The sequence below is a fragment of the Aeromonas sp. EERV15 genome (assembly GCF_900079845.1).
Lineage (GTDB): Bacteria > Pseudomonadota > Gammaproteobacteria > Enterobacterales > Aeromonadaceae > Aeromonas > Aeromonas sobria.
In genome coordinates this window covers 168,661-181,737 of the sequence record NZ_FKKY02000004.1, presented here as the reverse complement: position 1 = coordinate 181,737, position 13,077 = coordinate 168,661, and the positions used below count along the sequence as shown (strand labels likewise).

Here is a 13,077-nt window from a genome sequence, read left to right as displayed (position 1 = left end):
AACGGCTCGGAAGCCACATCAGTCGCCCGGCCTTTGTCCCATGGAGGGATTATGTTGACAAAACTGGAACAGACCAAGCAAGCGCTGGCAGGTAAACACAAAGCAATCGATGATTGGCTGGATGCAAGGCAAGCCTTGCTGGTCGATTACATGCGCCTGGCAGGGCTCACCCCGGCCCGCACCAAACAGCGCAGCCTGCCCAAGACCGAACAGCTGCAGCAATTTTGCGACAGACTGGTCGACTATGTCAGCGCGGGTCATTTCGAAATCTACCACCATGTTGTCACTGCGTTCGAGCAAGCCAATGGCGAAACCCTTGAACTGGCAAAACGTATTTACCCCCATATCCGTACCAGCACCGAATTCGCCCTCGAGTTTAATGACAAGTACAGTGATGCCGATGAGGCCCAGTTGCTGCTGCTTGACGATGATCTCAACGAGTTGGGCCCAGTACTGGAAGATCGCTTTAAACAGGAAGATCGGCTGGTAAAGACGCTACATGTGGTGGAATCCTTGAGTGCCCAGCAAGCCTGAATCCCATTTTCGGATCAAGTTCAAGATACGGGCAACCAAGGTGGATTACACTCAGAGTAATGACCTCCGCGTCTTTACTTATATTGCATACAGGAGATGAGCATGTCTGAGCGCCGCCGTTTTGCACGGATCCTCTACTTGACCATGTCAGAACTCACCCAAGGGGAAAAAAAGTGGCAAACTCAACTTGTCGATGTCTCTTTGCAGGGAGCCTTGTTGGTCCGCCCCGATGACTGGGAGAGCCGTGACAACAAGGAGTACCAGCTGAGTTTTGTCCTGAGCGGTAGCGATATCGAGATCAAGATGCAGGTTCAGCTTAACCATGAAGCCAGCAAGAAGCTGGGCTTCTACTGCCACCATATCGATATCGACAGCGCCACCCACCTCAAACGGATGATCGAACTCAACGTCGGCGATGAAACGCTGCTGCACCGCGAGTTGGAGCAACTGTTGAGCGAGCACCTGGAACAGAGCCAACCCTGATGGCTGCTACGTTTTGGTAAAAAGAGCGCCGCGGCGCTCTTTTTGTTGCAATGCTATTTGACCAACTTGATCAACGCTCAATACTCGCACCTGCCGTTACAGCGCTTCAAGCGCATCAGACAACTTCTTGACCGGCACCACTTCCATCCCCTCGATAGGATGCTTGGGGGCATTGGCGTGTGGCACTATGGCGCGACGGAAACCGTGCTTGGCCGCCTCCTGCAACCGCTCCTGGCCAGATGGCACTGGGCGAATTTCACCGGAAAGCCCCACCTCACCAAACACCACCAGATCCTTGGGTAACGCCTGATCCCGGAAGCTGGAAACCATCGCCAGCAGCAGCGCCAGATCCGCACTGGTCTCCTCGACCTTGACCCCGCCGACCACGTTGATAAAGACATCCTGATCCGCCATCTGCAGACCGCCGTGGCGATGCAGCACCGCCAACAGCATGGCCAGCCGGTTGTGATCCATCCCCACTGCCACCCGGCGCGGATTGGAGAGCTGGGAGTAGTCCACCAGCGCCTGCAACTCCACCAGCAGTGGCCGGGTTCCCTCCCAGATCACCATGACGATGGAACCGGGCGCCTGCTCCTGACCCCGGCTGAGGAAGATGGCGGAGGGGTTACTCACCTCGCGCATTCCCTGCTCGGTCATGGCAAACACCCCCAGCTCGTTGACCGCGCCGAATCGGTTCTTGTGGGAACGCAGGGTCCGAAAACGGGAGTCATGGCCACCATCGAGCAGCACCGAGCAGTCGATACAATGTTCGAGCACCTTGGGGCCCGCCAGACTGCCATCCTTGGTCACATGGCCCACCATGAAGATGGCCACATGGTTCTGCTTGGCGTAGCGGGTCAGCAGCGCCGCCGCTTCACGCACCTGGGAGACAGAACCCGGCGAGGACTGCACATCCGCCACATGCATCACCTGAATGGAGTCGATCACCATGATCTGCGGTTGCTCCTGTTGGGCAATCAGGCAGATCTGCTCGACGCTGGTCTCGGAGAGCATCCGCAGCTTGTCGGTCGGCAGACCGAGGCGACTGGCTCGCATCGCAACCTGCTGGAGGGATTCCTCACCGGTGACATAGAGGGTTTTCATCCGCTCCGCCAGACCGCACATGGTCTGCAACAACAAGGTCGACTTGCCCGCACCCGGGTTGCCGCCGATCAGAATGGCCGAGCCGGGCACCACACCGCCACCGAGCACCCGGTCCAGCTCCTTGAAACCGGAGGAAAAGCGGGGGATCTCGGTGGTGGCGATCTCTGCCAATGTTTGAACCTTACTCCCAATCGCCCCGGCATAGCCGGTGTAGCGGGCACTCTTGCCTGCCGGGGTCACCGAGCCAAGCCGCACCTCGGTAATGGTGTTCCACTCCTTGCACTCGCTACACTGACCCTGCCAGCGTGTGAAGTCGGCACCACATTCAGAACAAACATAAGCAGTTTTATTTTTGGCCATTGATAACTCGGGGACAGGATGAATTCCTGCTTGATATACTTGTTTGCGACCGACATATCAAACCCAGAATCGGAAAAATGACTTTCCGTGGCAGGAACACATGGATTCAGAACACCAGCAACATCTGATTGAACAGCTCGTCCCCTTGTTGCGGGAGAAGGACTTCGAGGAGCTCTTCCACCGCATCACCCATGAAGAGAACAGCAATAGCCGTTTTCTGATCAAGATGGAGCTCAAACGCAAGTGCTCGCCCTGCCGCAGGGTCATTGATATGCGTGACGAACTGGAAGATGAGAGCCAGGTGCATGAGTTCGATGGCATCACCCACTTCATGCCCGCCGACGCGATCGGCCTGTTCCAGTCCCAATGCTATCTCTACCGCGATATCTATACCCTCGGTGTCTATGAGGCGCTGCAACAGTGGCAAAAACAGCGCCATCATACCCGCGCAGACGGTCAACTCTCGCCACCAGCCAGCCCCTTCCGGCAATATGATGTCAATACCATCGCCTTTGCCAGCTACTACGGCCGCCGTCAGGAGCGGATGCACTTTAGCTCGCCACTGCTGATCAAGATGCAGGATGGCGAGAAGCTGTTTGCCAAAAGTTCCGATCTCTCGCTGGGGGGGATGAGAGTCTCTGTCCCCTACCTGCCCAATTACCATACCGGTGCTCAAGTGGAGGTCTTCTTCACCGGGCTGGAGCGAGACACCCCCAATCCGGTGCTGCACCAGTCGGTCGGCTACCAGATCCTGGGCGAAGAGAGTAAAGACGGAAAATTCTGGTTACGGTTGGTACGCGCAGGCGAGCACGCAACCTTTGATGCCTTTCTCGGCGAATTCATAGAAGCCAACAAGGCCCGTTATCGGGTCAGTGTCGATTACCTGCTCTCTGCCGCCATCATCAAGGGATACGAGCAGTTCTACCTGCCACGAATGACCGGCATGCCGCTGTTCTTCGGCACTGGTGACAGCCCTCACCTGGAGATCGCCCTGCGTACCGAGAACAACCAGCACCTGCTGGAGTACTGGCGGGACGAGAAGAACCGTGACGCTCTGGCCGGTTTGTTCAATGCTGATCGGATGAAGCGACTGTGCCCGGCGCCGGGCACCACCACCGAGACAATCATCTACTGCTTTACCCACACGGTGCGCAGCCATATCTACTTTTTCTCCGCCACCGCCGAGGAGCTGCGCCAGAGTGGCCTCACTGCGCTCTTTTTCCAGGTGGGCTCCCGTCGCCCCAGCTGGCGCGTCTACAAATTCTCGCTAGAGGCGTGCGATCTGGTCGAGGCGGATGTCAGCCAGTTACAGGGGCAAGATAACCCCCAGCTGCAAGATATTCTGCTGCTCGAGCGACTCAAGCAGATCGGCTATTGCGGCTTGATACAAGATATCAGCCAGGAGTCCCAACGTGAGGAGTTCCATCAGGAGGCAGTCAATAACAATGCCAACGAGCTGCAGCGTTTTGGTCACGAACAGGGGGCTGTACCGTTTGAAATCGAGACCCTGCACTATGTCCAGCTGCGCAAGGAGTCCCGCTACATCCACAAGACCGCGGTCGCTATCCACCATAATGGGAAATCCTGGCTCGGCTGGACTCGTGACATCTCGACCCACGGCCTGCAGATCGAGCTGGAAGAGGCCTTCGTCGGTGAAAAAAACGATGTGGTGACCATAGCTCTGCCCCGCTTGCAGGAACTCTCCAAGAGCATGGATCTGCAGCACCTCTCCTACCGGCTGGTCAGCATCAACATGACCCGCACCGTATTGCACCTCTGTATTGAGGGGGATTCAGACCGCCACACCGGCCGCCAGTTCTTCAGCCTGCTGATCGAGAGCAACCAGAACAAGCTCAAAGCAGCGCAGGAGCAGCGGCGCTATCGCGGGCTGGCGCGGGCCCTGCGTAACATCTATACCCACCACCTGTTCAACTCGCCGGTCTACGTCAACAAGCTGAAAGGCGCGCCCAAACCGGCCTCTATCGGCAAATCGCTGCAACCACGCAGTCTGCAGCGGTTACTACAGGCCTGTTCCGAGCTGCCGGAGCAAGAGAACCTCTACCCGCTGTTTCAGGGGGAGCTGCTCAAAGAGTTGCTGATGAACCCGCTGCGCGCCATCGAGCGGGAGGACAAGCCGAGAGAGGATGAGGTCTATATTGCCAGTATCCAGACCAAGGCAGGGCTCCCCGTCTTCAACAGTCGGCTGGCCAGCAGCCTGATCAGCGCGAAAGAGAAGCGTCAGTTTATCGAACTGGCACGGCGACAGGGGGAGTTCTACTCGGTACTGGTTGGCATCTCCCGTACCGGGCGGCCCGATACCAACTTCATCGCCAACGAGCTGGACTACATCGCCAAGTTTGCCATCCACAAAGCTAAAAAGCTGGAGGAGGAGCTATGGAGTGTAGTGGGCGTGGGGGAGCTGACCGACACCACTCAGGCCACCCTGTTCCGGCTCGGGATCACTGAGCCGTAAAACTGACCTTGTTCTGCACGAAACAGGGCGCATGATGCGCCCTGTTTTTTGTCATGCGGCCTGTGGATCCAGCAGCCACTCGAGGATTTGGGGGAAGTGATCCTCCTGAGCCTGCGGGGCGGTCAGCATATTGATGTGGTCATAATCGAGCCGGTTGCCGTTATCTCGCCCCAAACGGGTGTGGCGCGTAGCCGAGCCCATCTCGTCGCTGAAACGGCGCACATCGGTCGGGTGACCCAGCACCTTGTCCGCTCTGGCCGAGATCATCCAGAGCGGCGGCCAGTTGACCCGCGCCGCCGCCTCATCATAAGCAAAGCCGTCGTGAGGATCCTGCCAAGGGCCGCACTTGACCCAGGGGATGGTCTCCTGCAGATAGCGCAGCGACTCGTCATCGGCACCTATCTTCAGATTGCGAGCCGCCAGAAAGCCGCGGCGGCGAGCCAGCCAGGGTGCCAGCCGGTTCCAGATCAGATCGACTTTCAGCCAACGCTCGGGATTGTGCACCGACACCCCGCGCTTGGTGCCAAAAAACAGCAGGCTGGCCACCTGTTCCGCCAGCTCGGGGAAGCGCACCAGGGTCGACGCCATGATAACGCCGCCCCAGGAGTGGGCCACCCAGTGCACCTTGAAGCCGCCATGACGCTCGGCAATCCAGCGCTGCAGAGCGGGCAGATCCTCAGTGATCAGCTCGTGCTGACCATGCTCCGCCTGCTCGGCGATGGCCGGAGTGCTGAGCCCTCGCCCCCGCAAATCAGCCACATAGACCTGATAGCCGTGGCGGGCCAAAAAGCAGGCCAGCCCCTTGCCCGACTCTGTGTAGAAGATCCGGCCATTTTCGATGGCACCGTGCACCATCAGGATCGGCTCGCCATGGACGGCGACCCGGGGTTTGATGTGGCGCACATGCAGTTGATGGCCGCCACAAGGGATAAACAGAGACTGCTGCAACAATTCCATTGTTATTGGTTTCCTCCTTGAAACACTGTCAGCGCTGGTCCCAACGCAGCTCGCTGCAGGCCCGCGCCGCCAGCAGGCAGATCACCCCTTCCAGATCGTGATGATTGAGGGTGGCCGCCGCCTGTGCCCGCACCAGCGGTTTGGCGTGAATGGCGATGCCAAGGCCCGCCACCCCCATCATTTTGAGATCGTTGGCGCCATCGCCGATGGCCACGGTCTGGGCGGCAGCAATGCCATACTCCTGCGCCAGCTGCTGCAACACCTCGGCCTTGACGCTAGCATCGACGATGCGCCCACTCACCTTGCCGGTCAGCTGCCCCCCTTCCACCGCCAGCTCGTTGGCGAAGATGGCATCAAGCCCCAACGCCTGCTGTAGCTCACCAGCAAAACGGGTAAAACCGCCGGAGGCGATGGCCACCTTCCAGCCCGCCCTTTTGAGGATATCGACCATCAACTGCAAACCGGGCATCCACGGCATGTTGGCGGCCACCTCGTCGAGAATGGTGACCGGCGCCCCTGCCAGCAGGGCCACCCGGTTACGCAGGCTGTCGGAGAACTCCAGTTTGCCCTGCATGGCGGCCGCGGTTACCGCAGCCACCTGCTCGCCCACCCCGGCCAAGCGGGCAATTTCGTCGATGCACTCGATGCGGATCGCGGTGGAGTCCATGTCCATCACCAGCAGGCCGGGTTCGCTCAGAGTGGGCAGCGCGGGCAGATGACAGAGATCGATCTCCCACTCACCGCCCTTGAGCACGGCAACCAACTCGGGGGAGAAACGATCGCAGCCAAGTAGCAGTAGCTGCACACCCGCCACCTCGGTGGGAGGATAAAGGCTAGCGGCCAGCCCCTGCTCTGCCAACAGTGGCGCCAGACGTGCCAGATGGGAGGCGCCCAGCCCCTTGCCAAACAATACCAGCCAGCCGTCTGCCAGCGGGGTCTCTGTCGATTGCAACGCATCTGCGTTGAGCTGCCAACAGGGTGAGCCGGACAACAACGCGGGCCAATCGGATAACAGCGGGGGGAGCCGGGACAACAACATAAGGGATACGCCTTCCTTGGTGATCAGGGGGTTAACAGTGCTGGCCCAGAGTAGCGTATTGCTTTTTGTACAGGCAAGCGCCAAGATCCCGCCACTCCTTGTTACCATGAGGTCTCACGCTTGCAGCGTCATCTTCCCATCAAACGCGCTCTCAGCCTGGGTGCCGGTATCCTGCTCGGATGCTGGGTGCTCGGTGTGCTTATCCATATGCAGGGTGAAAGCCAGGCGTCGCTGCACAACGAAGCCCGCAGCCGGGCGCAGGCACTGGTCGCTTACGCCGCCCGCGACATGAAGCGCTGGATCAAAGAAGATAAGAGCAGCGAGCTGGAGCGGCTGGCGCGGGATCTGGCGGCGGAGCCGGAGATCCTCGATGCCACCCTCTATGACGGACGCGGCATTCCCCTCGCCCAGTCGGAGCAGGCGGTGCCACTGGAGAGCCTGCTGCCCATTGGCAGCGATAACAAATCGCTACCGGAACAAGGCAAGGGGAGGATCCAGTTCGTGCAGGAAATTCGAGATGGTGAGCTGACCATCGGCTTCCTGCGCATCACCCTGGAAGAGCAGCAGATGCTGGCAGACAAGGACACCCGGCTCAAGGTGGTGCAGGAGAAACAGCGCCTGATGCTGCTGGTCGCCCTGCTGGCTGGCCTGCTTATCTCCTACGGCATTCGCCGTAACTACATGCGGGTACGCAAGCACAAAAAAAAGCACAAACCGGCCGATCAGCCATAGACCGGGGGCAATCCCCCAGCCACCTTGTATATACCCATGAGGGTAGAACCAGCAGGAGCTCAGTATGATTGCCCCACCAATGCCTGTTGACGAAGAGAGTCGGCTGGCGCGGCTGCGGATCCTCGGGCTGCTCGATCGCGAGCCGATCGATCATCTGGATCGCCTGACCCGCCTCATCAGCCGCCATTTTGATCTGCCCGTGGTGCTGGTCTCCCTCACCGATGTGGATCGCCAGTGGTTTCTGGCCCGCACCGGCATCGCCCGGTGCGAGATTGGCCGGGATATCTCCTTCTGCGGCCACGCCATTTTACAGCCCGGCATCATGCAGGTGCCGGATGCCCGTCTCGACCCCCGCTTTGCCGACAACCCGCTGGTGATCGGGCCGCCCCACGTGGTCTTCTACGCTGGCCGCCCCCTGCGAGCGCTGGATGGGGTGGTGCTCGGCATCCTCTGTCTGGTTGATAGCAAGCCACGCCAGCTGGACGAGACCCAGTGTCAGGATCTCGATGATTTCGGCTTGTTGGTGGAGAACACCCTGCACGACCTGGAGCGGCGCCATCAGGTACGCAGCCTCAGCAACGTACTGGAAGATCAGGAGCATCTCTTTACCCAGACTTTCAACCAGTCGGCGGTCGGCATGGCGCTCTCCTCGCTGGAGGGGGCATGGCTCAAAGCCAATCCGGGTCTGCAGCAGCTGCTCGGTTATCGCGAATCCGAGATGCTGAGCCTCACCTGGCAGACCATGACCCATCCCGAGGATCTGCCACGGGAACTGCCGCTGTTTCAGGCACTGCTCGATGGCCAGCGCCAGCACTACCGACTGGAGAAGCGGATGCTGCGCGCCGATGGCACCCTCTGCTGGGTACAGCTGAGCGTGACACTCTGTAAAAGCCGCACTGCCGCACCGCACCTGATCGCGGTGTTTGCCGATCTCACCGAGCGCAAGCTGGCCGAAGATAAGTTGATGCAACTGCAGCTGGGGCTAGCGATGCAGGTGCGGGATCGCACCCGCGAGCTATCGGCCACCGTCGAGCAGTTGCATATGGCGATGGCCGAGATAGAGCGCAACCGCGCCCGGCTGCGCTCTATCAGCGATGGCTTGCCGGTCACCATCAGTATGCTCTCGCCAGAGGGGCGCTATCTGTTTGCCAACCAGGCTTACTGCCGCTATTTCGGGCTCAATCCAGAACGCATGCAGGAGATGAGCGCGCGGGAGGTGATCGGTGAAGCCGCCTACCTCAATGCCATGAACTATCTGGCTCGCGCACAGGCGGGGGAACAGGTGAGCTTCGAATACCGCTTCGAGCTGCCCATCGGCCCGCGTGACCTCAAGATCACCATGATCCCGAGTGTGGGCGACGAGCCCGGGGTCTATATCCTGGGTGCCGATATCACTCAGTTCAAGGCGCTGCAGAGCCAGCTTGAACATGACGCCAGCCACGACCCCCTCACCACCCTGCCCAATCGGCGCGCCTTCACCCTGCGCCTGAGCCGTGAGCTGGAGCGGGCACATCATGACGGGGAGGCGCTCGGCCTGCTGTTTCTCGATCTGGATGGCTTCAAGGAGATCAACGACCAGCTGGGGCACCATGTAGGGGATGCCCTGCTGCACCGCTTCGCCAGCGTGCTCTGTGCCGAAGTGCGCCCCGGCGACATGGTGGCCCGCCTCGCGGGCGACGAGTTCACCATCATACTGCCCGCCTTGCGCCACCCCGAGCAGGAGCTGCCAGCCCTCTGCCAACGGATGCTGGACGCCATGGCTAAACCGTGGGATGTGGCTGGCCACCAGCTGCCGCTCGCTGGCAGCATCGGCGGGGCGCTCTGCCACTCAGGTCAGCACTGCCACATCGACGAGCTGCTGCACCGGGCAGATGCCGCCATGTATCGGGCCAAGATGGCGGGCAAGGGGCGCTTTGCCCTCGACCTCTGACCCCTGCTTCCTGGCTCAGAAATGCAAAACGGCGGCCCGAAGGCCGCCGTTTTCATTCAACTACCGGGGATTACTTGTCACCCAGCAGCACTGAGTCCAGTGCGATTTCGATCATGTCGTTGAAGGTCAGCTGACGCTCTTCGGAGGTGGTCTGCTCACCGGTACGGATATGGTCGGAAACGGTACAGATGGTCAGTGCCTTGGCACCGTACTCTGCAGCCACACCGTAGATACCGGCAGCTTCCATCTCGACACCCAGAATGCCGTATTTTTCCATCACGTCGAACATGGAAGGATCCGGGGTGTAGAACAGGTCTGCGGAGAAGAGGTTACCCACGCGCACCGGGGTACCCTTGTTCTTGGCAGCCTGTACCGCATTGGCGACCAGATCAAAGTCAGCGATAGCGGCGAAGTCATGGTCCTTGAAACGCAGACGGTTTACTTTGGAATCGGTGCAGGCACCCATACCGATCACTACGTCACGCAGTTTCACGTCTTCACGCACAGCACCACAGGAGCCTACACGGATCAGAGTCTTCACACCGTAATCGGTGATCAGCTCTTTGGTGTAGATGGAGCAGGAAGGGATACCCATGCCGTGGCCCATCACGGAGATACGACGACCTTTGTAGGTGCCGGTAAAGCCGAGCATGCTGCGCACATCGCACACCTGCTCAACGTTCTCCAGGAAAGTTTCCGCGATGTACTTGGCGCGCAGGGGGTCGCCCGGCATCAGTACGGTATCAGCAAAGGCGCCATCTTTCGCATTGATATGAGGAGTTGCCATTCTCTTGATTCCTTCACACAGGTTGAGTTTTATTGTTTTATAAATTGCCCGCCGCCGAAGTGGCGGGCGGGTAAATTACAGGAAGCTGGTACCGTACTGCAACTTGGGCAGACCGTGGTACGCCGCGATGCTCTGACCGATATCGGCAAAGGTTTCGCGACGACCGACAGAGCCGGCCTTGACCGGCTTGCCAAAGAACAGCACCGGAATGTATTCACGGGTGTGGTCAGTACCACCCCAGGTCGGGTCACAGCCGTGGTCGGCAGTCAACACCACCACGTCACCATCTTGCAGCAGATCGAACAGCTCCGGCAGGCGGGCATCGAAATACTCCAGCGCATCGGCGTAACCCTTCACGTCACGACGGTGACCGTAGGAGGAGTCAAAGTCGACGAAGTTGGTGAAGACGATGGTGTTGTCACCGGCCGCTTTCACCTCTTCCAGAGTACGATCCCACAGCTCAACCAGACCTGTACCCTTCACCTGCTTGGTAATGCCCTGATTGGCGTAGATGTCGGCGATCTTGCCGATGGAGACCACCTGACCACCCGCCTCTTTCATATAGTCGAGCACAGTCGGTGCTGGCGGCAGCACGGAGTAGTCGTGACGATTGCCGGTACGCTTGAAGTTGCCCTTGCCGCTGCCGACGAACGGACGCGCGATGACGCGGCCAATGTTGTAGGGCTCCAGCAGCTCGCGCACTATGTGGCACAGCTCATAGAGCTTCTCGAGACCGTAGGTCTCTTCGTGACAGGCAATCTGGAACACAGAGTCGGCAGAGGTGTAGAGAATCGGCTTGCCGGTGCGCATATGCTCTTCGCCCAGATCGTCCAGCACCTGGGTACCGGAGGCGTGGCAGTTGCCCAGATAACCGGACAGACCCGCCTTCTCGACGATGGCGTCCAGCAGCTCCTGCGGGAAGCTGTTGGTGTGATCCTTGAAGTAGCCCCACTCGAACAGCACGGGCACTCCGGCGATCTCCCAGTGGCCGGACGGGGTGTCCTTGCCGGAGGAGAGCTCCTGCGCAAAACCGTAGGCACCGACCACCTCGATATCTTTGTCCAGACCTGCCGGGAAGTAGCCGGAAGCCTGCTCCCCAGCGTGGCCGAGACCCAGCTTGTTGAGGTTGGGCAGCTTGAGGGCACCACGGCCTTCAAGCTCACCGGCTGCACACGCCTTGGCGATATGACCAAGGGTGTTGGCGCCCACATCTCCGAACTGTTCGGCGTCGGCAGCAGCGCCAATACCGAAAGAGTCCATCATCAGAATAAAGGTACGTTTCATGGGTCTTCCCCTTGTTACAAATCAGCCAGGGTGATGCGACGGTACACTTCAGGCAGTGCCTGTGGTCGCTCGCCACCAATTCGGACAGCCGCCTGCACCATGCTGGCAGCCTGAGCATATTGCTCTTCAGTCTGAGCGTGGATCAGCGCGATCGGCTTGTCAGCATCGACGCTTTGACCCAGGCGGATAAAGTCGGTCAGACCGACCGCATAATCCAGTTTGTCACCGGCAGCGCGGCGACCACCGCCCATCGCCACCACGGCCAGACCCAGTTCGCGGGTATCCATGGCGGTCACGAAACCGCTGTTGGCCGCGAAGACCGGGCGCACGATGGCAGCTTTGGGCAGGTAAGCATCATAGCGCTCCATGAAATCGGCCGGGCCACCGAGGCCAGTGACCATGCGACCGAAGATCTCGGCAGCCTTGCCGTTATCCAGCACCGCCTGCAGCTTGCGACGGGCATCGCTGTCGTCGCTGGCCAGACCGGCGGAGATCAGCATCTCGGCACTCAGGCTCATGGTCACTTCGTGAATGCGCGGGTTGCGGTATTCACCGGTCAGGTAACGCACCGCTTCGCGTACTTCGACCCCGTTACCGGCGCTGGAGGCCAGCACCTGATTCATGTCGGTCAGCAGCGCAGAGGTGCGGCAACCGGCACCGTTGGCCACAGCGACAATGCTCTTGGCCAGCTCTTCGGAGGCTTCGAAGGTCGGCATAAAGGCGCCGGAGCCCACTTTCACATCCATCACCAGCGCTTCGAGCCCGGAGGCGAGCTTCTTGGAGAGGATGGAGCCGGTGATCATCGCGATGGATTCGACGGTGGCGGTGATGTCCCGTACTGCATAGATACGCTTATCAGCCGGGGCGAGATCGCCGGTCTGGCCGATGATGGCGACACCCGCCTCTTTCACCACTTTCAGGAAACGATCGTTGTCGACCGAGGTCTGGTAGCCGGGGATGGCATCGAGCTTGTCCAGGGTACCGCCGGTGTGGCCCAGACCACGACCGGAGATCATCGGCACGAAACCGCCGCAGGCGGCGACCATAGGGCCAAGCATCAGGGAAACCACATCACCGACGCCGCCGGTGGAGTGTTTGTCGACAATCGGGCCACCCAGATTGAGGTGGTCCCAATTCAGTACCATACCGGAGTCACGCATGGCGCAGGTCAGGGCAACCCGCTCATCCATGGTCATATCTTTGAAGTAGACCGCCATCGCCAGCGCCGCGATCTGCCCCTCGCCGATGGTGTTATTGGTAATGCCCTGAATGAAGAATTGAATTTCTTGGGTACTGAGCGCTTCACCGTTGCGCTTCTTGCGAATAATTTCTTGAGGCAAAAACATCTTTCATTCCCTCCGCCATTGCTGGCGTCAAACAAGCCTGAATCCTTG

Annotated in this window: 11 protein-coding genes; 5 read left to right on the top strand and 6 right to left on the bottom strand. The window is 59.6% G+C overall.

Annotated elements, in window-relative coordinates; all coding sequences use genetic code 11:
• Positions 1-51 precede the first annotated feature (51 nt).
• A complete protein-coding gene (locus BN4575_RS05220; protein WP_042024348.1) occupies positions 52-534 on the top strand; it encodes an Rsd/AlgQ family anti-sigma factor in 483 nt (160 codons plus the stop codon).
• Between the two features lie 102 nt (positions 535-636).
• Positions 637-1,017, top strand: coding sequence for a PilZ domain-containing protein (locus tag BN4575_RS05215; RefSeq protein ID WP_042024345.1), 381 nt, complete (start codon positions 637-639; stop codon positions 1,015-1,017).
• A 96-nt stretch (positions 1,018-1,113) separates the two neighbouring features.
• On the opposite strand, the gene radA is transcribed toward BN4575_RS05215, so the two are convergent.
• Positions 1,114-2,481 (bottom strand): DNA repair protein RadA, encoded by a 1,368-nt coding sequence (gene radA, locus BN4575_RS05210; protein WP_068977410.1) that lies wholly within the window; start codon positions 2,479-2,481, stop codon positions 1,114-1,116.
• 100 nt (positions 2,482-2,581) lie between these two features.
• On the opposite strand from radA, the gene BN4575_RS05205 reads away from it, so the two are divergent.
• On the top strand, positions 2,582-4,954 hold the full coding sequence (locus tag BN4575_RS05205) for a PilZ domain-containing protein (RefSeq protein ID WP_068977409.1): 2,373 nt from the start codon (positions 2,582-2,584) through the stop codon (positions 4,952-4,954).
• A 51-nt stretch (positions 4,955-5,005) separates the two neighbouring features.
• On the opposite strand, the gene BN4575_RS05200 is transcribed toward BN4575_RS05205, so the two are convergent.
• Together BN4575_RS05200 and serB are read right to left on the bottom strand one after the other, a co-directional pair.
• Complete coding sequence (locus tag BN4575_RS05200) at positions 5,006-5,911, bottom strand: alpha/beta hydrolase family protein (protein WP_068977408.1); 906 nt, start codon at positions 5,909-5,911, stop codon at positions 5,006-5,008.
• A 28-nt stretch (positions 5,912-5,939) separates the two neighbouring features.
• Positions 5,940-6,950, bottom strand: coding sequence for a phosphoserine phosphatase SerB (serB, locus tag BN4575_RS05195; protein ID WP_068977407.1), 1,011 nt, complete (start codon positions 6,948-6,950; stop codon positions 5,940-5,942).
• Positions 6,951-7,070: 120 nt separating this feature from the next.
• On the opposite strand from serB, the gene BN4575_RS05190 reads away from it, so the two are divergent.
• Both BN4575_RS05190 and BN4575_RS05185 read left to right on the top strand, forming a co-directional pair.
• The gene (locus tag BN4575_RS05190; protein WP_042024334.1) at positions 7,071-7,682 is read left to right on the top strand and encodes an AhpA/YtjB family protein; all 612 of its coding nucleotides are present in this window, start codon (positions 7,071-7,073) and stop codon (positions 7,680-7,682) included.
• 64 nt (positions 7,683-7,746) lie between these two features.
• Positions 7,747-9,612 carry a sensor domain-containing diguanylate cyclase gene (locus BN4575_RS05185; protein ID WP_068977406.1) on the top strand — a complete coding sequence of 622 codons (1,866 nt, stop codon included), beginning with the start codon at positions 7,747-7,749 and terminating at the stop codon, positions 9,610-9,612.
• 70 nt (positions 9,613-9,682) lie between these two features.
• Here the strand turns inward: BN4575_RS05185 and deoD are convergent, their stop codons facing one another.
• From deoD to deoA, 3 genes are all read right to left on the bottom strand, one after another.
• Positions 9,683-10,399 (bottom strand): purine-nucleoside phosphorylase, encoded by a 717-nt coding sequence (gene deoD, locus BN4575_RS05180; protein ID WP_042024331.1) that lies wholly within the window; start codon positions 10,397-10,399, stop codon positions 9,683-9,685.
• A gap of 75 nt (positions 10,400-10,474) precedes the next feature.
• A complete protein-coding gene (locus BN4575_RS05175) occupies positions 10,475-11,683 on the bottom strand; it encodes a phosphopentomutase (protein WP_068977405.1) in 1,209 nt (402 codons plus the stop codon).
• A gap of 14 nt (positions 11,684-11,697) precedes the next feature.
• Positions 11,698-13,029 (bottom strand): thymidine phosphorylase, encoded by a 1,332-nt coding sequence (gene deoA / locus BN4575_RS05170; protein WP_068977404.1) that lies wholly within the window; start codon positions 13,027-13,029, stop codon positions 11,698-11,700.
• Between the last annotated feature and the right edge of the window lie 48 nt (positions 13,030-13,077).

What these genes read in the sequence shown, in the direction of transcription:
- BN4575_RS05220 (WP_042024348.1), top strand. Translation starts at nt 52, where the DNA reads ATGTTGACAAAACTGGAACAGACCAAGCAAGCGCTGGCAGGTAAACAC.
- BN4575_RS05215 (WP_042024345.1), top strand. Translation starts at nt 637, where the DNA reads ATGTCTGAGCGCCGCCGTTTTGCACGGATCCTCTACTTGACCATGTCA.
- radA (WP_068977410.1), bottom strand. Translation starts at nt 2,481, where the DNA reads ATGGCCAAAAATAAAACTGCTTATGTTTGTTCTGAATGTGGTGCCGAC.
- BN4575_RS05205 (WP_068977409.1), top strand. Translation starts at nt 2,582, where the DNA reads ATGGATTCAGAACACCAGCAACATCTGATTGAACAGCTCGTCCCCTTG.
- BN4575_RS05200 (WP_068977408.1), bottom strand. Translation starts at nt 5,911, where the DNA reads ATGGAATTGTTGCAGCAGTCTCTGTTTATCCCTTGTGGCGGCCATCAA.
- serB (WP_068977407.1), bottom strand. Translation starts at nt 6,950, where the DNA reads ATGTTGTTGTCCCGGCTCCCCCCGCTGTTATCCGATTGGCCCGCGTTG.
- BN4575_RS05185 (WP_068977406.1), top strand. Translation starts at nt 7,747, where the DNA reads ATGATTGCCCCACCAATGCCTGTTGACGAAGAGAGTCGGCTGGCGCGG.
- deoD (WP_042024331.1), bottom strand. Translation starts at nt 10,399, where the DNA reads ATGGCAACTCCTCATATCAATGCGAAAGATGGCGCCTTTGCTGATACC.
- BN4575_RS05175 (WP_068977405.1), bottom strand. Translation starts at nt 11,683, where the DNA reads ATGAAACGTACCTTTATTCTGATGATGGACTCTTTCGGTATTGGCGCT.
- deoA (WP_068977404.1), bottom strand. Translation starts at nt 13,029, where the DNA reads ATGTTTTTGCCTCAAGAAATTATTCGCAAGAAGCGCAACGGTGAAGCG.